Annotated in this window: 17 protein-coding genes; 16 read left to right on the forward strand and 1 reads right to left on the reverse strand. The window is 27.3% G+C overall.

The window, feature by feature from the left end:
- Nucleotides 1-59 precede the first annotated feature (59 nt).
- Nucleotides 60-2,375 (forward strand): cell wall-binding repeat-containing protein, encoded by a 2,316-nt coding sequence (locus BLS77_RS12190; RefSeq protein ID WP_089970165.1) that lies wholly within the window; start codon nucleotides 60-62, stop codon nucleotides 2,373-2,375.
- Nucleotides 2,376-2,579: 204 nt separating this feature from the next.
- Entirely contained in the window at nucleotides 2,580-4,523 is a 1,944-nt protein-coding gene (locus BLS77_RS12195; RefSeq protein WP_242873977.1) for a cell wall-binding repeat-containing protein, read from the forward strand.
- A 39-nt stretch (nucleotides 4,524-4,562) separates the two neighbouring features.
- On the opposite strand, the gene BLS77_RS12200 is transcribed toward BLS77_RS12195, so the two are convergent.
- Nucleotides 4,563-6,119 carry a cell wall-binding repeat-containing protein gene (locus BLS77_RS12200; protein ID WP_089970171.1) on the reverse strand — a complete coding sequence of 519 codons (1,557 nt, stop codon included), beginning with the start codon at nucleotides 6,117-6,119 and terminating at the stop codon, nucleotides 4,563-4,565.
- 153 nt (nucleotides 6,120-6,272) lie between these two features.
- On the opposite strand from BLS77_RS12200, the gene rocF reads away from it, so the two are divergent.
- The 14 genes from rocF to BLS77_RS12270 all read left to right on the forward strand — a co-directional run bounded on the left by rocF (nucleotide 6,273) and on the right by BLS77_RS12270 (nucleotide 24,576).
- Nucleotides 6,273-7,172 carry an arginase gene (rocF, locus tag BLS77_RS12205; protein WP_089970174.1) on the forward strand — a complete coding sequence of 300 codons (900 nt, stop codon included), beginning with the start codon at nucleotides 6,273-6,275 and terminating at the stop codon, nucleotides 7,170-7,172.
- 44 nt (nucleotides 7,173-7,216) lie between these two features.
- Entirely contained in the window at nucleotides 7,217-8,545 is a 1,329-nt protein-coding gene (locus BLS77_RS12210; RefSeq protein ID WP_089970175.1) for a tyrosine-protein kinase domain-containing protein, read from the forward strand.
- Nucleotides 8,546-8,609: 64 nt separating this feature from the next.
- Nucleotides 8,610-10,319 carry an asparagine synthase-related protein gene (locus tag BLS77_RS12215; protein ID WP_175490848.1) on the forward strand — a complete coding sequence of 570 codons (1,710 nt, stop codon included), beginning with the start codon at nucleotides 8,610-8,612 and terminating at the stop codon, nucleotides 10,317-10,319.
- Nucleotides 10,312-11,598 carry an oligosaccharide flippase family protein gene (locus tag BLS77_RS12220; RefSeq protein ID WP_175490849.1) on the forward strand — a complete coding sequence of 429 codons (1,287 nt, stop codon included), beginning with the start codon at nucleotides 10,312-10,314 and terminating at the stop codon, nucleotides 11,596-11,598. Before BLS77_RS12215 ends, BLS77_RS12220 begins: the two co-directional genes overlap by 8 nt.
- A 41-nt stretch (nucleotides 11,599-11,639) precedes the next feature.
- Nucleotides 11,640-12,797 carry a glycosyltransferase gene (locus BLS77_RS12225; protein WP_089970184.1) on the forward strand — a complete coding sequence of 386 codons (1,158 nt, stop codon included), beginning with the start codon at nucleotides 11,640-11,642 and terminating at the stop codon, nucleotides 12,795-12,797.
- On the forward strand, nucleotides 12,787-13,995 hold the full coding sequence (locus tag BLS77_RS12230) for an O-antigen ligase family protein (protein ID WP_242873983.1): 1,209 nt from the start codon (nucleotides 12,787-12,789) through the stop codon (nucleotides 13,993-13,995). Before BLS77_RS12225 ends, BLS77_RS12230 begins: the two co-directional genes overlap by 11 nt.
- Nucleotides 13,988-15,049, forward strand: coding sequence for a glycosyltransferase (locus BLS77_RS12235; RefSeq protein ID WP_089970187.1), 1,062 nt, complete (start codon nucleotides 13,988-13,990; stop codon nucleotides 15,047-15,049). The genes BLS77_RS12230 and BLS77_RS12235 overlap by 8 nt, the downstream gene beginning before the upstream one ends.
- A 131-nt stretch (nucleotides 15,050-15,180) precedes the next feature.
- A complete protein-coding gene (locus BLS77_RS12240; RefSeq protein ID WP_089970189.1) occupies nucleotides 15,181-15,555 on the forward strand; it encodes a GtrA family protein in 375 nt (124 codons plus the stop codon).
- 19 nt (nucleotides 15,556-15,574) lie between these two features.
- Nucleotides 15,575-18,082: a YfhO family protein gene (locus BLS77_RS12245; protein ID WP_175490850.1), complete on the forward strand. Its 2,508-nt coding sequence runs from the start codon at nucleotides 15,575-15,577 to the stop codon at nucleotides 18,080-18,082.
- 3 nt (nucleotides 18,083-18,085) lie between these two features.
- Nucleotides 18,086-19,024, forward strand: coding sequence for a glycosyltransferase family 2 protein (locus BLS77_RS12250; protein WP_089970194.1), 939 nt, complete (start codon nucleotides 18,086-18,088; stop codon nucleotides 19,022-19,024).
- 140 nt (nucleotides 19,025-19,164) lie between these two features.
- Nucleotides 19,165-20,328, forward strand: coding sequence for a glycosyltransferase (locus BLS77_RS12255; RefSeq protein ID WP_089970197.1), 1,164 nt, complete (start codon nucleotides 19,165-19,167; stop codon nucleotides 20,326-20,328).
- An 89-nt stretch (nucleotides 20,329-20,417) separates the two neighbouring features.
- Nucleotides 20,418-21,827 (forward strand): oligosaccharide flippase family protein, encoded by a 1,410-nt coding sequence (locus BLS77_RS12260; protein ID WP_089970199.1) that lies wholly within the window; start codon nucleotides 20,418-20,420, stop codon nucleotides 21,825-21,827.
- A gap of 216 nt (nucleotides 21,828-22,043) precedes the next feature.
- Complete coding sequence (locus BLS77_RS12265; protein ID WP_089970202.1) at nucleotides 22,044-23,897, forward strand: polysaccharide biosynthesis protein; 1,854 nt, start codon at nucleotides 22,044-22,046, stop codon at nucleotides 23,895-23,897.
- A 73-nt stretch (nucleotides 23,898-23,970) separates the two neighbouring features.
- Nucleotides 23,971-24,576, forward strand: coding sequence for a sugar transferase (locus BLS77_RS12270; protein ID WP_089970204.1), 606 nt, complete (start codon nucleotides 23,971-23,973; stop codon nucleotides 24,574-24,576).
- Nucleotides 24,577-24,580 lie beyond the last annotated feature (4 nt).

The following is a 24,580-nucleotide window of genomic DNA, read 5'->3' on the forward strand; positions in this document are numbered from 1 at the left end:
AATTAGTTGAAAAAAGAATATAACATTGGTAAACTATAGAATGAAAAGGTGGTGGGATTGTGTCATTAAATAAAATAAAAAGAATTATATCACAAGTCATAATTGTAGCGATTATGTTACCTAGTGTAAGTGCACTTGCAGATGGTGGACAAGCTGGGGAAAATACCATGGCAAGAATTTTGAAACATGTTAATGGTAGCGCTTATGGTGGAAGTGATAAAAATACTAATTTATATTCGGATGCAGGTCTTACTAATGCAGTTACGTATATTAATCATTCATATGTAGATGATGCACCGATAATTGCAGATAGTGGTAGATCAGCACAAATAGTAGTTTCAGGATATCAAGGGTGGATAAATAAAGATACTAGTGCTAGTGAATACGATATGATTGTTGTGCCAGTTAGCAAGGCAGTTAATCCAAGTTACTATTACTCTGAAAATGGAGAATTAAAGCATTATATTTCTTCGAACTTAACAGGTAGTGGTGGATATTCTATAAGCATAGGACGAGCACCTACTTATTTACAAGCAGGTGTTAAATATTTAAGTTATGATGGTGTATATTTCTATGATGGAAGTAATATTCAAAATGGATTAAATAATTTAATAAATGATTATAAAAGAGGTGGAAGAGGAAATGCTATAAATGCAGGAAATCCACAGTACACTTATTATAATTATTTACCATTTAGAAGCAAAACTGTTTATTCAGCAGATGAGCTTAATAGATTTATAGATAACAATACAGCTGGAAATTCAAAACTTAGAGGAATCGGAGGAGCACTTAAAGATGCAGAACAAAAATATGGGGTTAATGCCATATTAACTTTAGGTGTTGCAATGAATGAATCTGGAAAGGGTATGTCAGCTATATCTCAGAGTAAAAATAATCTTTTTGGAATAAAGGCTTTTGACTCTGATGTAAGTGGAGCAAGTTCTTTTGCTAGCCCATCTGAATCTGTTTATGAATTTGCTAAAAATTATATCTCAAGAGGATATGCAGATCCAGTAGATTGGAGATATTTTGGTGGGTTCTTAGGAAATAAGAAACATGGTTCAAATGTGAAATATGCTTCAGATCCTTTCTGGGGTGAAAAAGCAGCTCAGCATACATTTGCTGTAGAAAAATATTTATCAGGTTCAGTAAATAGCTTAAGAGATACTGATGTACACCAAATAGCTATGACAACTTCAAGTAATAAAGTTATAAATGGCAATGGAGGGTTTTTATATAATAGTAATAAAAATAATATAGAAACACCATTTGTAGTAGCTAAAAAAGGAAAGGTTTCAGTAGCTGGTCAAAGTTCTTATGAAATTTATTCAGAAAGAAACACAGATGTTTCTAGCGGTAAATATGAGGGGTCTTATGATTGGCAGAATAGAGGATATGTTTCAGATGCAAATGTGAAGTTCTTAAATAAAGCTAGGGATATGGTTGTTTATCAACCTCCTGTTGATATTAAAGCAGGTATAGATAGATATGCAACAGCCGTCGAACTTAGCAAGAGTCAATTTGAAAAAAATGAAACAGTTGTAATAGTTAATGGGTTAGCTTTAGTTGATGGATTAACTTCAACTCCGGTAGCAAGTCATTATAATTCGCCATTATTATTAGTAGAAAAAAGTGGTATACCAGCGGTTACTAGTGACGAACTTAGAAGACTGGGTACTAAAAATGTAATAATAGTTGGCGGAGCTAATGTTGTTTCTGATAGAGTAGAACAACAACTTAGAAATCTTGGTATAAATTCAATTACAAGATTACAAGGTAATGATAGATATGATACTTCTTTAGAAGTTGCTAAATATATAGATTCAAATTTATATGATGTATCTAATATAGTTGTGGCAACAGGACTTGGACAAGCAGATGCTATGTCTATAGCGCCAGTAGCTGGAAGAGATAAAATGCCTATACTTTTAACTAGAAATGATGAAATTCCTTCGAATGTTTATGATTGGTTAAGTGGAGAAGGCATAGATAATGGGTATATTATTGGTGGAACAACTGCTGTAAGTGACAATGTTTTAAATAAAATCAATAGTATAACTGCAAAAAATGTTATGGGAAATAGGCTTGGTGGAAAAAATAGAGCCGAAACGAATGCCATAGTAATTAATAAATTCTATGGTGATACTTATGGTGTATATATAACTAAAGAAATGACATTGGTTGATGCCTTAGCAGCAGGACCAATAGCAGCTATAACAGGGAATCCTATTGTTTTAGCAGGAGATGATTTAAGTGGAGAACAAAAGGATGTATTATCTCAAAAGAAAATAAAGAGAATAATACAAGCAGGACATGGAGTTCCAGCTACAGCTATTAATACGCTTAAGCAATGTTTAGAGACTTTAGAATATTAAATATAAAAGTAGAGAGTATTTTGTATAACTCTCTACTTTTTTGCTTTATTTTAACAAAAACAAAAAAATATTGAAGTATGTTGTCAGCTAGTATATAATTTTATTATTAGGAATATTTTAAAAGATAACTAATTAATATGCATAGCACTTTAAAAGGTTGTTTTTTTTTGATTACTTAAGTAAAAAATGAAGGGATGGGATATTTTGACTAAGAGAATCAGAGTTATAAGTAGTGCTCTAATTATGATGTTTATTTTTACTACTATATCACCAAATTTTACAAAGACTGTGAAAGCTGATACTGTTTCAAGTGAAGTTGAACAAATGTTAAGTGAAATAGTTCAGGAACATGGAATTGAAAATGTAGTTTTTGAAAATGGTATAATTATAAACGTTAACGAAGAGGTGAATTTAAAAGAAATTTCACAATATGAAAACGTAATATGGAGCGTTAAAGATTATAGCGTAGCTAATCTTAATGAAAATGTATCTTTAAGGGGACTAAAAGAAGGAACTACATTTTTAGTGGGACAAGTAGGCGGGAAATATCATTTAAGAGAATTATATGTAGCACAACCAAAGCAAGAAGAGCAAAAAGCTGTTTCAAGTGAAACAGTAAATACACAATTAGCTACAGATAATGGTTCTAAAAAAATAATAAATAAACGATTAGCATTTGCTCCACCAGTAGCAAAATCTAAATATGTAGTATATTTAGATCCAGGTCATGGTGGATTAGATTCAGGAGCTACTGGGAATGGAGTAATAGAAAAACAAATAGTTTTAAATATAGCTCTTGACACTAAAAGACAATTAGAGAACGCTGGAGTCGAAGTTATAATGAGCAGAACTTCAGATGTATATGTATCTTTAAAAGAAAGAAGTGATGCTGCAAACGCAGCGAATCCAGATATATTTGTATCCATACACATTAATTCAGCAGAGGATAGTAGAGCATATGGAATTGAGACCTTTTATATGAAGGATATAGATTTTAAATTAGCAGGAAGTATGCAAAATAGATTAATGCAGTATATTCCAACTAAGGATAGAGGGGTTAAATATGCAGATTTTCATGTAATGAGAGAAACAACAATGCCTTCTACTTTAGTTGAATGTGGATTCTTAAGTAATCCAGCTGAAGCAGATAGATTAAAACAACCATCAACTCAAAGTAATTTAGCAGAAGCTATAACAAATGGTGCTGTAGATTATTTAAGAAGTAATGTATCATTAACACCAATAAATGGAGAAAGAATTTACGGAAATGATAGATATGAAACATCTTATAAATTATTTGAAAAGGGATGGCAAACAGCAGAAAATGTAGTTTTAGCATCAGGTATTGATTATCCAGATGCGCTAACTGCAGCTCCCCTTGCTAGTAAAAATAATGCACCTATACTTTTAACTGAAAAAACTAGTTTAAGTAATCAACCTAAGTTAAAAGAAATATTAGTTAACAAAGGCGTGAAAAATGTATTTATAGTAGGTGGAAACACTGCTATTCCTTCAGTAATTGATGGAGAATTAGCGGCTATGGGTATAACTGTTAAAAGACTGGGTGGAAATGATAGATATGAAACATCAGTGTTAATTGCAAATGAAGTAGGGGTACATAACGGAGAAGTATCTCTAGTTAATGGATTAAGTTTTGCGGATGGTTTATCAATGTCACCAATAGCTGCAAAAAATAGAAGTCCTATTTTATTAACAAGAAATAATGAAGTTCCAGCAAGTACAAGAGGATTTTTAAATAACAATAATATAACAAAAACATTTATAATAGGAGCAACAACTGTTATAAATGATGCTGTTTCTGCAAGCGTAAGCAATCCAGAAAGATTAGGCGGTAGTGATAGATATGATACTAATAAGAAAATATTAGATAGATTTAAAAGTGAATTAGATTTAAGTACTATATATATTGCATCAGCATTTACTTTCCCAGATGCACTTTCATCATCTGCTTTAGCTGGTAAAGATAATAACTTTGTTTTATTATCTAATACAGTGGTAGCTGATAATACAGTTAAATCTGAAATATCACAGAATAAACAATTAATTAAAAAAGCATATATACTAGGTGGTAATGTTGTAATTTCGGATGAAATTATAAGAAACTTAGGAATAAGTAATATTAATTAATATTAAGGAGTAGCATTTGTTTAAATGCTACTCCTTTTTTTATCTTGTTTCAGGCTCATGTAAGTAAGATGTTACATTAGGATCATTTGTTAAAATATTAAATAATCTTTCAACAGATTTATAACCAATACCTTCTCTCACCATATCCTTATTATCTAATGAATATTCAAAAGCTGCAGATAATACTCTTTGTTTTTCTAGATTAGTATCACATACGCTTTCGATTAAGAAATCTGTGTTTAACCTTGATACATCCTCAGATGTTGTGAAAAATCTACAATCTTTTATTACTCCATCATTATATAAACTATAAATTAACTGTCCAGATGTTAAGTGTTGGGGATGAGTATCGTACTTATAAGAATGTGCCACATGGGTTACATTACTATAAGTAGTTTCAAAATAATTTACTGTTTGTCTTAAGGAATCATAATTAATATTATTTTCAGGTTGGTTTAAATATATAACATTATTTAGATTAACCCCAAGTTTTGATAGAGAAGCATTAAATTCATTATTTCTTAAAGCTACTTTTTCTGAAATAGGATAGTTAATGTATTTAGGCCAGTTAAATACTTCAGAACCAGAACCGTCTGTAATTAATACAATATGAACATTTTCAGAGCCAACAGATTCAATTGCATCTACAATTGCACTTCCGGCAAAAAGTGTTTCATCATCTTGGTGTTGTGAGTAGAATACAACTTTTTCTCCATAAATATAACCTTTGGCACGGTTAACAGCAATTTTATTTATGTTTCCAAATACAGTAGCGCTTTGGGCTCCAGCTATAGCTGTTTTATTTGACGTGTTTGAAATTAGTACTACAGGTTCTTTTAAAGCAGATGCAGTTAATGCGTCAATTAAAACATCAGATTTGCTTAGGTTTACGTGAGTTTTATTTGGAAAAAATTTATTAATAACATTTTTATTTGTTTCAAATCTATCAATTCCAGTAATTCTTTGTGCAAAATTATCAAAAGATCTATCTAAAACTTGAAATCCACCTATTGAATAGGCTTGTACATTTTTCTTGTAAGAAGTTGAAGACCCATCTGTAAGTATAACTGGGTTACCAGTTTTTGCTGCAACAGGTGATATACTCATAGCATCAGCTTCACCACGTGCTCCATTTACATAATATATTTCTTGCACACCTTTTAGAGTTTCAATTTGGTTAGCAACAGTGATAGATGTTAAATATCTATCTAAACCACCAAGTCTAACTATTGATTTGCCCATATTACGCAGAGTGTTTTCAATTTCACTAGAAACAACAGTTGGTCCACCTACTATATAAATAGTGTTTGCAGATTGTAATTTAGCTAATGTAGAACTTGGAATTTTATTTTTTTCAGTTAATAAAATTGGAGCGTTTAAAGCACCACTTAATCCACTAGCTGAAAGCCCATCTACAATAGAAAGTCCATTTACTAATATAGCAGAAGAATATTGCATCTTTGATGCGATCATGCTTGCAGTCTCATAACGATCACTTCCTGCAATATAATCTAGAGTTAGTGCGTGTGCACTACTGGTAGAAATACCAAAGAGTAATACAGTTGAGAGTAGACATTTTAAAAAATTGTTTTTCATAAGTATAAACCCCTTTATATAATATTTAGATAGTTCTATACTATAATAGCATATTATAGTAAAAAAAAAAAAGTCGCTATTTGTTTAATTAAATTTTACAATAGTATATAATAAGAATGAAAAATAAAATGTAATAAGAATAGGAGTAACATTATGGATATTAATTTAATCGGAGTACCACTTTATTATGGGTGTGACAAAAAAGGAGTTCAAGAGGGTCCTAGGGTTTTAAGGGAAAATGGAATTGCTGAAATCTTGAGGACTGAAGAAAATAAAGTTTATGACTTGGGTGATATATATATAGATAATTCTATTGAAAAAGAGGCTTTTTGCGCCGGGGTAAATGCTAAATATATTAACGAAATAGTAAGTATAAACAATAATTTAGCACATAAAGTATATTCTGCATTATCTGCAGGTGGATTTCCTTTAGTTATAGGTGGAGATCATGCATTAGCAGCTGGAAGCATTTCAGGTGTGGCTAAATATTTTAAAGATGATTTAGCTGTGATATGGGTAGATGCACATGGTGATATGAATACATTTGAAACAAGCCCTTCAGGAAATGTACATGGCATGCCTTTGTCAGCGTTATTTGGAGTGGGGGATAAGAGCTTAACTGATATATATTTTAAAGGTGTAAAGGTTAAGAAAGAGAATGTTTTCATAATTGGAGCTAGAGATTTAGATAGCGGAGAAGTGGATTTAATTAATGAACTTGATTTGAAAGTGTGGACAATGGATAGAATTAAAGAAGTAGGAATTGGAAGTGTATGTGTTGAACTATATAAATGTTTAGAAAATAGAGGTATAAAGAATATACACTTGAGTTTTGATATAGACTCAATAGATCCTTTATTAATGAAGGGTACTGGAACACCGGTTCCTAATGGGATAAATATGGATGAAGCTAAAACTATATTAAATAGAATATTTGAAACAAGATTAGTTAAATCAATGGATTTTGTAGAGTTTAATCCAATGTTAGATAAAAGTGGTTTAACAACAAAAATGTGTATTGAATTAATGGAAACATTAAAAACATTAATATAGGTGAGTTTTAAAAAACAAAAAATATTGATTAGGGGTTGTAAAACGTGGAAGAACAAATAATTAAATTTGAAGATGTTTTAATAGGTTGTGTAAGGAAGTGGAGGTCTATTTTAGTATTTACAATTTTAACAACTGTATTAGCAGCATTAGTTAGTATTGTTTCAAATGATGTGTTTATATATGAGGGATCTGCTAAGTTATATGTTAAAAATGAAGCTACTGTAATAGAAAATAATATAGAAGTTAAAAAAGATAAAAATTTAATACAAAATTATATACAATTAATGAAAACTAAGGATTTTGTCACTAAATCTTTATATACTGTAGATTCTAAATTAAAGCCTGAAGAGGCATTAGGAAAATTAACGGTTACTAATATTGTTAATACAGATTTTATACAAGTAAAATATTCAAGTTTAAATAAAAATGAAACAGCAGAAGTCCTGCAAGGAGTTATAAATGAATTTACAGCAGTAGCTCCAAATTATAATAAAGATGTAGAGATTATAGTTGAAGAAAGTATAGGAATTGCCCAAAAACAGGAAATGAGAAGTGCTAAAGTTCTTATTGCTATGGGATTAATTGGTGGGCTATGTATGTCGACTGCTATTGCATTTATATTAGAATGTATAAATAAGACATTTAAGACTAAAGGTGAACTTGAAAGAGAATTAAAGATGCCTATAATTGCAAATGTTCCAAAAGTGAAAAAAAATCAAATTAATATTAATAAAATTAAGAATAATCAAGGAACAATATTAGGAGAAGCTTATAATAGTTTAGCAACTACTATAAAATATTCAAAGGAAAATTTCAATAATAAATCTATATTAATAACAAGCTCTATAGTAGGAGAAGGAAGTACTACAACAGCATCAAGCCTTGCAGTATCATTAGCTACTAGTAATAAAAGAGTAATATTATTAGAAGGCGATTTAAGAAAACCATCTCTTCATAATGTTTTTGAAGTAAAGAATGATATTGGATTAAGTGAAGTTATATTGAAAAAAATAAATCTAGATAATGCAGTTAAAAAAATTAATGATAATCTTGATTTATTAACAGCTGGAGAATTAGTTTTAAATCCAATAGAAATAATAGATTCAAAGGATATGAATTTATTATTAGAAGATTTAAAATCAAAATATGATTATATAGTTATTGATACACCTCCACTACAAGCTGTAACAGATGCACAAATATTATCAACTAAGGTTGATTTAACTATACTTGTAGTTAGGGCAGAAGAGGTTAAAAAAGATACTGTTAAAGAATCTATAGCATTAATAAATAGGGTAGATAGAAATATAATGGGAATAGTATTTAATGCAGGAGATACTATTAGAAATAAATATCATAAGTATGGTAATTAAATAAGATGGTGTAAAATAAATAACTATCTAAATTACTAAGTATTAAAATTTGGAGGCGGATATAGTGAGGGGTACAACTTTAATAGTTACAGAGAAAAGTTTTAATAAAGATAAGTTACGTTCAGCTGATTATATTGAATCGGATAATTTTTTAATATATAAAGAATTTAATAAAAAGTTCACTAATGAAAAGATATTTAAAGAAGATGATGAACTTTTAATTGTTATAGATGGTGTTATATTAAATGATAAAGAACTAAAAAATAAATATGTAGCTACAGATAATTTTAGCTTAATAAAAAATATGTATAAGTCTTTGGGTATTAACCTTGTTGATAGCTTAAGAGGAAATTTTTATGGGATTATATATGATAAAAAGAAAAATGTGTGGAGTGTGTTTACAAATCATTTAGGAAATAAGCCTCTTTATTATTTCTTTGATAAAAGTAAAGGTAGTTTAGTTGTAAGTAGTGATTTGTTTGATTTAGTAAAATCATTACGAGAACTTGGAATTAGAGCTAACATAGATGAGATAGGTGCTTATTATATGTTAACCTTTGGATATATGATTGCTGATACAACTCTTATAAAAGATGTTAAGCGAATAGAACCAGGAACAATACTTACATTAGAAGACAAGAAAATAAACTTGAATCAATATTATTTCTTGGATAATGAAAATTACTTAACTGATTCAGAAGATAAGATAATAGATAATATGTATGAGTTATTTAATGATTCAATTGATAAATCATTTAGAAAAGATAGAGAAAATGGTTATAAGCATATTTCATATTTAAGTGGTGGCTTAGATTCTAGAATGATTGCAGTTGGTGCTAAAAAGCTAGGTTATGATGATATAACAACAATAACTTTTTCAGAAAATTATTCTAGAGATGAAAAGATAGCTAGAGATATTGCAGCTGATTTTAAGCTTAATAGTATATTTAGAAGTTTAAATAATGGTAATTTCTTAATGAATATAGATGAGGCAGTAGAAGGTAACTTTGGACAAAATATTTATAGTGGAGCTATTCATTTAGTTTCAACAAATAATTTAGTTAACTTTGATGAATTTGGATTTATTCATAATGGAAATTTAGCAGATGTAATGCATGGGGATTATATAGATGCTCCTAAACATACCCCTCCCTCAATTGAAAATTGGATGTATTCAAGAATACTAAAGGACAAGGTTGATTTTATATCACCTATGATAAAGGAAAAGTATTCAAATGAAGAAAAATTTGCAATTTACAATAGGGGAATTAATGGTATGTATAATGGGTCAGTAAGTGCTTTAGGCATTTCAGAAACTTGTGAACCTTTTACAAACCAAGATGTAATAGAATACTGTAGTAGAATGGAGCCTAAACATAAATATAAAGAGGCAGTGTTTTTAAAGATGATACAAAAATATTATCCGGAAGCTACTAATTACAAATGGCAAAAATGGAATATTAACCCTACAGAATTTAATGCTAAATTTATGGGAACTGTTTTTGGAAAAGCCTTTAGAGTATTAGACGGTCAAATTCAAAGATTTGGATCTCAAAGCAATAATATGAATCCCTTTGAAAAGTGGTACAGTACTAACGATAATCTTAGAAACTTTATTACAAAGTACTTAAAAGAGAACTTATATTTATTAGATGGATATAGTGAACTTAAAAGTGACTGTGAGAAGCTGATAAATAGTAATAAAGTAATAGAGAAAACTCAAGTAATGACATTACTTAATTTCATAAAAAGGATAAATGATATTTATGAATAAACATATTAATAAAGATATGATTAATTCCCTTCTTAAAAAGGGTCTATTACAGATATTTAGTGCAAATATTATAAATAAGATTGTACAGTTCGCAACTATTATTTTTTTAACTAGAATTATTTCACAAACAGAGTATGGATTATTTTCTTATGCCCAAAATACCATGAATATAGCTATGTTATTAGAAGGCCTGGGGGTAACAGCTGGGATACTACAATATTGTAGTGTTGAAAAAGAAGATGGAAAGAAATTTGTTTTTTTCAACTATGGAACTAAGGTTGGGATACTAATTAATTTAGTAACTAGTTTAGGCATTATGGCATGGGCAGCATGGGGACCGTTAGCGATGGAAGGTAGCAGAACATTCTTGTTTATAATGTCATTTATTCCATTGCTTAGTATAACCTATGGTTCAATACAAGCATATTTAAGATCAACTCTTAGAAATAAGGAGTTTAGTAGGCTAACTGTATTTAATACTGTTGCATATTTTGTTTTCACAGTTGGATTTTCAGCGATAATGGGTGCAAATGGATTAATATTAGGAATGTATTTAGCATATTTATCAACAGTAATACTTGGTGCATTCATTATAAGAAAAGATATATTTTTATATAAAAATACTAAGATGGAAAGTAAGGATAAAAAAATACAGTTTTTAAAGTATTCAATTATTACTGTGCTTAGTAATGCTATGTCACAAATATTATATTTACTTGATACTCAGTTAATAGGAACTTTTACTAAAGATCCTATAATAATTGCAAATTATAAAAATGCAACAACAATACCATTTAATTTAACGTTTATACCCCTATCACTAATTGTATTTGCTTATCCATACTTTGCACAAAATAGAAATAATAAAGTTTGGATGAAAGAAAAACTGTCTTTATTAGTAAAGGGCTTAGGAGTAGTAAACTTATTTATAACTATATTTGGATTAGTATTTGCAGAACCTATATTTAAAATAGTATTTCCAAAGTATATGGATGCAATACCATGCTTTAGAGTTTTAATGGTTGGTTATTTTGTATCAGCTACATTTAGGATACCTTATGGAAACATATTAGCAAGTGTAGGAAATGTTAAAGCTAATTTAATAAATGCTATTTTTTCAGGAGTATGCAATGTTATATTAGATATAATTTTAATAATTAAATATGGAAGTATTGGTGCGGCCTATGCAACACTAATAGTATTTATTATATCATCAATGATTCATTATATATTTATAAGACGGTATATGAATAGTATAGATGTTACTGAAATAGTTTAAAATTAAATTTTTAAAATATCTATAGATAATAAGGAGAAGTTATGAAAGTATTAGTATTACCTTCTTGGTACCCTGATAAAAAAACACCATTAAACGGAATATTTTTTAAAGAGCAAGCGGAAGCTTTGGTAAAAAGTAATGTAGAAGTTATAGTTTTGAGTATAGCTGTAAAAAGCTTTAGAGAGTTTGATAAAGAAAATAGAATTAATAAGTTAGAGTTTTCAGAGGAAAATAAAGTAAAGGTATATAGATATACTACTTATAATTATTTTCCTAAATTAACAGAACTTTATTTGAAGTATTATTCGATAATTATGAAAAAGCTGATTAAAAAAGTTATAGCTAAAGAAGGTAATCCTGATTTAATACACATTCATTCAGCATTAGATGCTGGGATAGCATTTGTTAAGGCAAAAATAGATATACCTTATGTGGTAACTGAACATTCAACTAAATATTCAAGAGGGATGGTCGGTAGCACAGAGGGGAAATATTTAAGAAAGCTATTTCAAAATGCTAGTAGAGTAATGGTTGTAGGAAATGGATTAAAAGAAGAATTATCAAAATATATATCAAAGGATAAACTACAGATTATATATAATCCTGTAGTTATGCCAAATTATGAAATCAAAGAGGATAAAAATAAAAGTAAGTTTAGATTTTTTAGTTTAGGTTTTTTAGCAAAGAAAAAAGCTATGGATGCTTTAATAGAAGCATTTAACTCAAATAAGGAAAAAATTAAAGATGTAGAGCTATTTATAGGTGGGGATGGAGAGGAATTTAATAATCTTAAAAAATTAATAGATGACTATGAATTAAATGATAAGATATTCTTATTAGGTAGTTTAAATAGAGAGGAAGTTGCTTTTAATATGAAAAATTGTGACTGCTTTGTATTACCAAGCAGGTTTGAAACTTTTGGAATAGTATATGTTGAAGCAATGAACTATGGAAAACCTGTAATAGCAACTAGAACAGGAGGTCCTGATACTTTTGTTAATGAAAAATGTGGAGTTTTAATTGATGTGGATAATAAAAATCAACTTATAGATGCAATGGAACTTGTAATTAATAATTATGATAAGTATGATTCTAAGGAAATTAAAAAGTATTGCAAGGAAAATTTTTCTGAGAAAGTTATTATGGAAGAGCTAAAGAAAATTTATAAAGAGGTAATAGGTGAAAGCAATGTTAAATGAAATAACATTTAATAATAAATATTTTAATATATTTATATTATTTATAAATACTTCGATTAGTGATGCTCTTTTTAAATCATTTTTAATACCACCAAGCTTAATTAGTATAATAAGGCTTTTAAGTAATATTATTTTTGTTTTAATAGTTTTTTATTATTTGTTAACAAAAAGAATTAAGATGAAAAGATATGCACTTGCTATAGTATTTATAATATTTATTGGAATTACTCTGTTGTGGGCACCAAATAAATTTGAGGCTATAAAATTATATATTAACTTTATAGGGCCTTGTAGTTATTTTATTATAATTTTTTGTATGTTAGATAAGGGTGAAATTATTGATATATTAAAAAAATATTGTAACTTAGTAATTATTATGGATATACTGACACTTACTATATTATCAAAGGTAGGATATATGGGTGAGAGTGCATTGGAACATGTGGGAAGAGGTATACATTTAAGTAGAAGTACGATGATTATATATTTAAATTTTTGTATATTTATATATATTTATTTTTTAAGTTATAATAAAAAAGATTATAAACAGAGGAACACTGCTATATTAATGTTAGCATTAAGCGTTACATTGATAGTGTTTTCTAAAAGTTCTACAGGAATAGTTACTATTGGTTTATTTTTACCATTATTGTTAATAGTAAAAAGTAAAAGAGCTTCTAAATCATTAGTTAAGATCTGTATTATTATAGGAGTGGCATTGCCTATAATAAATTTTACATCGCCAATTATAAATAATATATTAGAATCTATTTTTCATAAAACATTAACATTTAGTGGAAGAAGATATATATGGGATTATGCTTTGGATAAATTAACTGATAATCCTATCTTAGGAAATGGATTTGAATCTACAAGCTATCTATTAAATAACAAAATTGTACCTATATACGATAGGGTAGCGGCACATACTCATAATGGATTTTTAGAATTATTTCTGCAAAGTGGTTTAATAGGATTAATTTTAGGGGTGCTTATATTAGTTATAACATTTAGATATACATTTAAATTAGATCGAAAAGAAGCTAATGTAATAAGAGTGTACTTTATTATATTTATAATATTTAATTTTATGGAACCCTATATAATCAATAGTGCTTCCATAATTACAATGTGGTTACCTTCGATATATGTAATTACACTTACAAATAAAAAAATGAGGTTGAATAAAAATGGATAATACAAATATTCTTTATATAACATTTGTAGACTTTGATGAACAAAAAAGTGGATCATCTGTAAGACCTAAAAAAATATATGATGCTTTTAATAGTATTGGTGTAAATGTTAAATTGCTTGAAGGACAACAAAATAATAAGAAATCAAGATGGGAAAAAGTTTGGAAATATTTTAAAGAGATAAAAAACAAAAAATATGATTTGTGTTATGTAGAGCCACCGTCAGGAGTTATATTTAATATTTGTGATCATTTATTACTACTATATATAAGTAAAATAAAAAAGGTTCCAACAGGTGTATTTTATAGAGATGCATTTTGGAAATTATCAGAGGATTACCCTAAAAAGGGACTTAAAACTAAGATAATAGTACTTATGCATAAATTTGATTGGAATATATTCAAAATAACAAGTAAGGTAATATATTTCCCGTCAGAGTCATTTGCGGAACACTTTCATCACGATAAAAAAGTTATATTGATGCCAGGAGCTGAAAAGATAGAGGGATTATCAAATGGAGATGATAATACTTTTATCTATGTAGGGGGAATAGAGGGTGGATATGGCGCAGATCTATTATTATCATCTTTCAAAAGTGCATATAACATAAATAAGGATATAAAGCTTAATTTAGTATGTAGAAATGAAAATGATATTACAAATAAATATAAGGATGAAGAATGGCTAAATTTATTTATAGGTAAGTCTGGAAAAGACGAGCTTAAGGAGATTTATGATAAATCTAAATATTCTATAGTAACCTTTAATAAGGGTGGTTATATGGACTTGGCAGTACCTATAAAGTTATTTGAATATATATCTTATGAAAAACCAATTTTATCAACTGATTGCAAGGAAATTTCAAAGATAATTAATAAATACAATATAGGAAAAGTAGCTAAGCATAATAGTGAAGATTTAAGTAAGGCTATTATAGAGATGATATCTGATGAAAAATCATATATTATTTATAAAGATAATATAAAAAACAAGGTTTTAAAAGACTCTTTATGGGTAGATAGAGTTTTAGTTGTAATGGATACACTTTTAGATTAAGAGGACATATAGATACTTTGATTTTAATGAATTTGAAATAGGGATAAAGAAAGTGTTTATTAAAGTTTCAGTTTAATAAAATTCTAGGATAGAGTAAATATATGTTGTTTGTTTATAGCGGGGGGAATGGAATGAAATTATTAACTAAAAGGCAAATAGGGGAAATAATAAGATTTGGATTTGTAGGTGGGTTAGCTACATTAATTCAATATACTATATATATAATTTTGCTAAGATTTATAGGAGTAAATTTTTCTTATACCGTAGGTTATCTGGGAAGTTTATTCTTTAATTTTATATTAACAAATTATTTTACATTTAAGACTATTCCAACTAAGAAAAAAGGAATGAGATTTTTATTAGCACATGGGTTCAACTATTTATTACAAATGGGATTGTTAAACTTATTTGTTAATATAAATATAGAACCTAAAATTGCACCATTTATTGTGTATTCAATAAGTATACCAATAAATTTCTTTTTGGTAAAAAAGGCATTGAAATAAAATTATGAGGGGTATAAATATGAGTTCGAAAGTTAAAGGGGTTGCAAAAGTTAAAGGGGTTGCAAAAGTTAAAGGGATTGCAAAAGATATAACAATATCAGGAATAATAGCGATAAGCACTTTTTTTATAATGTTTTTATTTAAAAAAAGTGTTCTAATAAGTGATTTGTATAGTCAAGGTTTAGATTTTTTAGAATTTTATAAAAATCACTTAAGTTTTAAAGATAATAGCTGGTTGTACAGCTGGAATATTGCACTTGGGGATAGTACATATGCACAAGCATTATATTATTTACTTAGTCCATTTAATGTTATACTGTTATTTTTCAAAAAATATAGTATGCTAGCGATATTACCTTATTTTATGACTTTAAAAATGACAGTTTTAGCATATATTACATCCTTATATTTTAGAGAGATAAGCAAAAATGGATATAAATGGTTAGGAACTATAATATATATGTCTTGTTACTACATAATAATATATGGATCATATCAAGTTATGTGGTTAGATACATTTATATTTTTACCATTAGTGTTGCTTGGAATAGAGAGGGTTATAAAAGATAAAGGTAAAAAATTATTTGTTATAAGTGTATTCTTATTTATTTCTTCAAATTATTATATGGCAATTATAATGATTCCGCATATAGCCTTATATGGAGTAATAAGATATATTTATTTAAAGGGAAAAACAGGTATATTTAAATATATATTAAATATGGCATTATTAGCTATTATTTCAATAGCATTATCTTCCTTTGTTCTTATACCAGCTATTGATATTATGTCATCATCAGCGAAAAGCTCTAATTCTGTAGTTACATTTTTAAATAGTTATAAGCGTGTTGCTTATATTTTCACACAGAATTTCATTGGATTTACAGCATCACAAAGTGATACATACATAACGATATTTGGGATGATTACAAGTGTTGCTTATTTGATCTTTGGAAATATAAAAAAATCTAGATTATATTTAATACCAATAGGTGTAATAGTATTTGCAATTTTTAACGATAAATTAAATTATATATTTAATTTTGCATATTCACCAGCAGGAGGCAATTATAGGTATAATGTAATATTAAATATATACATTGGAATTATTGCATGTATGGCAATAAAAGAGCTTGTTGAAGAAAATAATAGAAAATTAAAGTTAGGTATAATAACTGTAGGATGTGCAAATTTAATTATTTTAATATTACAATTAAATAATTTAGGGCAAAATCTTATACTAATAAATATAATATGTTTAGTTGCATATTTAGCTATTTTATTATTATTAAATAAAAATAGAAAGTGGTTAGTTGTATTACTTTCTATATTGGTTTTGGCTGAATTAACAGGGCAAATATTTATAACTTATACTAAAAAGAATATGATTCCAAATGAAACAAGATACGAATACACGAGATTACTTAATTATATGAAAGATAATTATGGAGATCAGAATAGAATTGAAATAAGAGATACTGTTTCAGAAGCAAATATATATTTAGCTCATAATATTGAAGGGGTTTCAGGATATAGTTCTCTGATTAATACTATGTACTCTGGAATAGGAAAAGTTTTAGGTAATACTAGTGAATATTTAGTTAGACAAGAGTTTAAAGGGAGAAATATTATAGCGAATTTAGTTGATACAGAATATTATATTTCTAAATTTAATTACTCTCCTTATACTAACTCAAAGTTAATTGATACATTTGTAGATAATAATACGTATTATATTTTTCAAATAGAAAATAGTTATATAAAATATTTTGATAAAGAAAGTTTGATTGAAGGCGGGTTGGATAAACATGTGACTCAGAGAGATGCTTTATTATATAGTAATCTAATAATTCCAACTGAAGGAGAAAAAGTTGATATAGAGAAATTAGAAGGAGATATAATAAAAAGTATTCCAATAGAGTCCAATATAATTTCAATAACTCAAAGTGGAGAATACTATTTAATTACGCCAAAAGATGATAAAAATATACAAAGTGTAGATTTTTCAATAAATGGGAACTATGTAGAAAAAAATCTGCAATTGCCATACTTACAAGCCGATTATATGGAGAAAAATGAAATATATCTAGGCAATTTTTCAAATGGAGATATATTAGAATTGCCCGAATCATTAAAAAACTATGGTGAATTAGAGTATATTGATGGTGAATATATTGAAGGATCAATAAAAGAAATGAATAGGATAGAGACTAATAGTTTAATTAGGAAAAATGGATGGCTAAAAGCAGAAGTAGAAACTAGCACAGAGGGATATATCTTCTTCCCTATTGCTTATGATAAAAACTGGAATATTATTATGGATGGTAAAAAAGTAAATCCTATAATAGCTAATGGAGGATTTATGTCACTTGAAGCTAATAGTGGAAATCATGTAATTGAAATGACATATAAATCAAAAGCTATTAATTTAGGAATTTCAGTCTCCTTGATTACATTAGTATTAATATTTGTATCAAAAAGTAAAAAAATAGGTTATTATATATATAATTTACTAAAAAGGAGATAAATTATGAAACCTGTTGATATAATAGTACCTTGTTATAATGAAGAAGAATCTATAGAAATTTTTTATAAAGAATGCACAGATATATTAAGAAACATAAAAGATTATAATTTTAATTATATTTTTATTAATGATGGTAGTAAAGATAATACATTAAAAATAATTAAAAATTTGTCTGAGAAAACGACAAATGTTAAGTATATATCTTTTTCAAGAAATTTTGGTAAGGAATCTGCGATTTTAGCAGGTTTAAAAGAGTCTACAGGAGATTATGTAATATTGATGGATGTTGATTTACAACATCCACCGAAACTTATTTTAGACATGATGCCTCTTATAGAGGAAGGCTATGACTCAGTAGCGGCGAAAAGAGAAGCAAGAAAAGGTGAAAAAAGATATAGGGAATATTTTTCTATAAAATTTTACAAACTTATTAACAAAATATCTGATGTGAATATACCTGAAGGAGCAACAGATTATAGAATTATGTCGAGACAAATGGTTGATTGTGTACTAGCATTAGAAGAATCCCAAAGATTCACAAAAGGAATTTTTGAGTGGGTAGGATTTGAGACTAAGTGGCTTGGCTATGAGAGTGAAGAAAGAGTAGCAGGTACTACAAAATGGTCTGGTTTAGCTTTATTAAAATATGCTTTGGAAGGAATTGTAGGTTTTTCAACAGCGCCGTTAAGAATTGCAACAATTATAGGATTAATATTTTCAGGTTTTAGCTTTATTTATTTTGTTATAACTTTAATTAAAACTTTGGTAATAGGTATTGATATGCCTGGATATGCATCTATAATTTGCTTTATTACTTTTTTGGGTGGAATACAATTAATAGTATTAGGAATACTAGGTGAATATTTATCAAAAACATATTTAGAAGTGAAAAGACGTCCAAATTATTTTGTTAAAGAATCTAATATATATAAAGAAAAATAATAGATATATAGATAAAATTTTAAGAACTACAATTTAATAATATTGTAGTTCTTTTTGTTATTTTAACATACATAGTGATATAATTAAAAATAAGTAAAGAATTTAGGAGAAATAGTATTTTTAAGTAAGAGGAGAAATATATGCATATTTTAGTGATTCCATCTGCATATCCTACAGAGGATGTTCCTTTAAGGAGTAGTTTTTTTAAAGAACAAACTATTGCAGTTAAAAAAAGCGGAAAAAAAATAGGGCTAATATATAGTGAGACTAGAAGAGTAACAGGAATAAATAAAAGTACAATTGTTAAAAATCATTTCCAAATAACTGATAATTGTGAAGATGAAATAAATACTATAAGATTACATGGGTGGAATATTCTTTTAATGAGGAATAGTTTTGGGGTGAATCTTTGGGTTAGGCAAAGTATTAAATTATTTAAAATATATATAAAAAAATATGGTTTGCCGGATATTATACATGTACATTGTGGATTGTATGGTGGATTAGTTGGAAAGTATATAAAAGAGGAATACAACATTCCATATATAATTACTGAACATTTATCAATAGTAATGAATCATAAAATGGATAATTATCATAAAAACATATTAAGAGAAGCTTATAATAGTGCAAGCGCATTGATAAGTGTAGGAAGTAAGCTTAAGAAATCTATGGAGGTATATACGAAAGTAAATATAGTTGTTATTCCAAACATAGTAAATACAAGTGTTTTTAATTATGTTAAAAGTGATATGCCTAGAAATTTCAAATTTATTTCAGTATCAAATTTGAAATTAGATAAAAGAGTAAACTTAACAATTGAAGCTTTTAGTAGCGAGTTTAAAGGTGAAGATGTAGAGTTAATAATTATTGGAGATGGCCCTGAAAGAAATAACTTGAAAATGTTATGTAATAAGTTAGAAGTAGAAAATCAGGTGAAATTCATAGGAGCTATAAAAAGAGATATTATTAATGAATATTTAAATAAGTCTTCGGCTTTTGTGCTTCCAAGTAGCTTTGAGACTTTTGGAGTTGTGTATATAGAGGCTTTAGCTTGTGGTTTGCCAATAATTGCAACTAAATGTGGTGGCCCAGAAGATTTCTTTGAAAAATATATGGGATATTTAATTGAAGTAGATAATGTAGAAGCTTTATGTAAATCAATGAGAAGCATGATAGAAAATTATAGTGATTTTAATAAGGAGAAAATTTCTAATTATATTAAGGAAAGATTTAGCGAAGATGTAGTAGTAAAGAAAATAGATAATATATACAGAGAAGTTTTGAATAATAAAATTATGTAATAACTCATCTAAAATAAAAGACGGAAAATAAAAGATGATTAAGATTATATAAAAATATTTGAATGTGTGTTGGGAGATAGTGATAGAGTGTGAAAGAATTATTAAAAAAATTTATGGAATTTGCTCTGGGAAATGGAATAGTTTTAATTATAGGGCTTATTTCATCTCCATTAATAACAAGAATTATATTGCCAGCAGAATATGGTAAAGCATCTATGTTTATTACAGCTACAAGTTTAATAATAGTTATAATGACATTAGGGAGAGACCAAGCATATATTAGATATTATAATGATGAGAAAGAATATAATAGAGGGAAACTATTAAGAAAAAGTATTAAATTACCTTTGATTTTAAACTTAATCTTAGGATTAATATTAATTATATTATATAAACCTATTTCTAATATGATAATTCAAGAAGTATCATTTACAATAGTTCTACTTATGTTAGTACATAGTACATTTAGTATAATATCAAATTTTGCATTATTAAACATAAGAATGAAACAAAAGGGGAAAATATATTCAATATTTACAATATTAAATAAGGTATCATACTTAATATTTATAGTGCTGATATTTACTATATTTAAGAATAGTTATATGACAATTGTATTAGCAACTATTATATCAAATGTAGTTATGTGTGGAGTAGCATTGGTATATGATAGGAGAGAATGGTTTGACTCTAAAAAGGGAGAAGAACTTAATACAAAAACTAAAGAATTATTTAAATACGGAACACCATTTGTTTTTTCAATGTCAATTATATGGATATTTCAATCAATAGATAAAATATCATTGAGAATGTTTTCGGGATATGAGGAAATTGGATTATATGGAGGAGCTATGAGCATAATAGCATTATTAAATATAGTTCAAGGTACATTTACAACATTTTGGACACCGGTAGCTTATGAAAAATATGCTAAGGAACCAGAGAATACAGACTTTTTTATTGAAATAAATGAAATAGTAACTGTAATTATGTTATTAATTTCAATAATTATAATAGCTTTAAAGGATATTATAATTATGTTTATAGGTTCCGAATATGCAGGGGCAGAATTTATATTCCCATTTTTAGTTTTAATGCCAATAATGTATACTATATCAGAGACAACTGTTATGGGTATTAATTTTAGTAAAAATACAAAATCTCATATTTATGTTGCAATAATATCAGCAATAAGTAATGTTATAGGAAATTTAATACTAGTACCTAAATATGGTGCTAAAGGAGCTGCTATTTCAACGGGTTTAGCGTATATATTATTCTTTATAGCTAGAACATATTATTCAAATAAATATTATAAAGTTAAATATAAATTGAAAAAATTCTGGGTATGTATAATAGCGGTATATATATTAGCGGCATATTCTAGTGCTTATAAATTTAATAGTATAATTTTATATTTAACTATAGGATCATTAGCAATAGTATTAATAATGTACAGGAGTATAATTATTAATAGCATAAAAAAAATAAGGAAATAAGAAAATAAGGAAATAAAAAAATAAGGAAATAAGAAAATAAGGAAATAAGAAAATAAGGAAATAAGGAAATGAGGAAATGAGGAAATGAGGAAATGAGGAAATAACACATTGTTGTATTTATAGACAATAATATGGGTTTAGTAGTATAATTAAAGTAATTAAATATACTATTGTATATATTATATCTTCTAAGGCAGTAGAAGAGAAGGAGCAAAAATGAATAAAATTAAAACTTTGATACTTATTGTAATAGATATTTTTTTAGTTAATATGGCATATTTATTAGCTATTAATATTACGTTTTTTGATAGGTTTACAGAAATAGCAACTATTTATCAAGAAGATATAGTTATTGTAACTATTATATATATTATATGTTTTGCAGCATTTAAAATGTATAGTTCTCTTTGGCATTTAACAGGAACAGATGAGTTTCTTTTAGGAGTAGGTGGCGGAATCCTAGCAGGTGGTCTTGTTATAATTTATACAAGAACATTAGGGTCTACAATACCTCTAAATGTGTCTGTAATTGGTACTATGTTAACTTGTATTTTTGTACTTGGGTATAGAATATTATATAGAGTTTACAGAAGAATGATGTTGTACCTTCCATATAAATATTCAGGTGATCAGGAAAGGGTTATGATAATAGGAGCAGGATCGGCTGGAACAATGATAATTAATGAAATGTTATCTAGAAGAAATTTAAAACTAAACCCTATATTGCTAATAGATGACAGAGAGTACAAAAAAGGAAAACGTATTAGTGGAGTAAAAGTTGAAGGTGGTCGCAAAGATATAGTAAGATTAGCTCAAGAAAAAGAGATAAATACAATTATATTAGCTATACCATCAATAGATAATGAAAACAAAAAAGAAATTCTTGAAATTTGTAAAAGGACTAATTGTAAAGTTAAAATAATTCCAGGAATTTATGAAATAATTTCAGGGGAAGCTACTGTTAGTAAAATTAAAGACGTAGAACTAGAAGATTTATTAGGTAGAGATCAAGTTGTATTAGATAGCAGAGGTATTTCAGAATACTTAAATAATAAAGTTGTTTTAGTTACTGGTGCTGGAGGTTCAATAGGATCTGAACTTTGTAGGCAAATAGTAACATTTGGACCTAGAGTACTTATTTTATTTGATATATATGAAAATACTATCTATGATATACAAAATGAATTAAAAGTTAATTATCCAGATTTAAATATGAAAGTTTTAATAGGATCAGTAAGAGATAAAGATAGACTAGAAGAAATATTTGAAAAATATAAAATTCAAGTTGTATTCCATGCAGCAGCACATAAACATGTGCCTCTAATGGAAGATTCACCTAAAGAAGCTATAAAAAATAATGTTTTTGGAACATTTAACTTAGCAGAAGTTGCAGATAAATATAAAGTAGAAAAGTTTGTAATAATATCTACAGATAAAGCAGTTAATCCAACTAATATTATGGGAGCTACTAAAAGATTATGTGAAATGATTGCCCAAGCCTTTAATTCAGTAAGTAAAACAGAATTTGTAGCTGTTAGGTTTGGAAATGTACTTGGAAGCAACGGTTCTGTTATTCCATTATTTAAAAAGCAAATAAAGAATGGCGGACCTGTCACAGTTACACATAAAAGTATAACTAGATACTTTATGCTTATACCAGAAGCTGCTCAACTTGTGTTGCAAGCTGGTGGGTTTGCTAAAGGTGGAGAAATATTTGTATTAGATATGGGTGAACCTGTTAAAATATATGATTTAGCTATAGATTTAATAAAATTATCAGGATTTGAACCTAATAGGGATATTAAGATTAAAGTAACAGGACTTAGACCTGGTGAAAAGCTTTATGAGGAGCTATTAATGAGTGAAGAAGGTTTACTAGAAACAACTCATAATAAAATTCACATAGGTAAGCCAACTTTTGACGATATGGAAATTTTGAAAGCTAAGTTAGAAGATTTAAGAAAGATATTATTAGAAAATGATGAAGAAATTGTTAAAAGTAAAATGAAGCAAATAGTACCTACATATAAAGAACCTAAAGAAGTAAATGAGGTTGCTATTACAAAGTAAGTCATATTGTTTTATTTGATTTTAATAAGTTTAAAAGTCTATAAAAATAAAATACTAAATAGAGGTATATATAATGAAAAAAACTAATCAGTTTATAAAAAGAATTTTTGATATTATTATGTCTTTAATTGGAATAATAATATTATCTCCAATATTTATAATAGTAAGCATTATTATTAGTATAGGTTCATCAGGAAATATATTGTTTTTACAAAAAAGAGTTGGTAGAGATGAGAAAGAATTTAATATATATAAATTTAGAACTATGATAAATGATGCTGAAAAGTTAGGAAAACAAATAACAGTAGGTGATGATTCTAGAATAACAAAGGTTGGATCTATTTTAAGAAAATTTAAAATAGATGAATTACCTCAGTTGTTTAATGTTTTGAATGGAGATATGAGCTTGGTTGGACCAAGGCCAGAAGTTCCTAAATATGTAGCATTATATACTGAAAAGCAAAAAGAAGTATTATCTATAAGACCTGGAATAACAGATATGGCATCTTTAAGATATAAAGATGAAAATGCTATTTTAGGAAAAGTTGATAACCCAGAAGAATATTATATAAATGTTATAATGCAAGATAAGTTAAGCTTAAATTTAGAATACATTGAAAAAAGCAATATAATATTTGATATATCATTAATTTTAAAAACTATTATAAAATGTATATAAGGTG

The organism is Clostridium gasigenes (assembly GCF_900104115.1).
Lineage (GTDB): Bacteria > Bacillota > Clostridia > Clostridiales > Clostridiaceae > Clostridium > Clostridium gasigenes.

Excerpts from the sequence above, each read along its gene's own strand:
- BLS77_RS12200 (WP_089970171.1), bottom strand. The coding sequence starts at position 6,119 with ATGAAAAACAATTTTTTAAAATGTCTACTCTCAACTGTATTACTCTTT.
- rocF (WP_089970174.1), top strand. The coding sequence starts at position 6,273 with ATGGATATTAATTTAATCGGAGTACCACTTTATTATGGGTGTGACAAA.
- BLS77_RS12220 (WP_175490849.1), top strand. The coding sequence starts at position 10,312 with ATGAATAAACATATTAATAAAGATATGATTAATTCCCTTCTTAAAAAG.
- BLS77_RS12225 (WP_089970184.1), top strand. The coding sequence starts at position 11,640 with ATGAAAGTATTAGTATTACCTTCTTGGTACCCTGATAAAAAAACACCA.
- BLS77_RS12230 (WP_242873983.1), top strand. The coding sequence starts at position 12,787 with ATGTTAAATGAAATAACATTTAATAATAAATATTTTAATATATTTATA.
- BLS77_RS12235 (WP_089970187.1), top strand. The coding sequence starts at position 13,988 with ATGGATAATACAAATATTCTTTATATAACATTTGTAGACTTTGATGAA.
- BLS77_RS12240 (WP_089970189.1), top strand. The coding sequence starts at position 15,181 with ATGAAATTATTAACTAAAAGGCAAATAGGGGAAATAATAAGATTTGGA.
- BLS77_RS12245 (WP_175490850.1), top strand. The coding sequence starts at position 15,575 with ATGAGTTCGAAAGTTAAAGGGGTTGCAAAAGTTAAAGGGGTTGCAAAA.
- BLS77_RS12250 (WP_089970194.1), top strand. The coding sequence starts at position 18,086 with ATGAAACCTGTTGATATAATAGTACCTTGTTATAATGAAGAAGAATCT.
- BLS77_RS12255 (WP_089970197.1), top strand. The coding sequence starts at position 19,165 with ATGCATATTTTAGTGATTCCATCTGCATATCCTACAGAGGATGTTCCT.
- BLS77_RS12265 (WP_089970202.1), top strand. The coding sequence starts at position 22,044 with ATGAATAAAATTAAAACTTTGATACTTATTGTAATAGATATTTTTTTA.
- BLS77_RS12270 (WP_089970204.1), top strand. The coding sequence starts at position 23,971 with ATGAAAAAAACTAATCAGTTTATAAAAAGAATTTTTGATATTATTATG.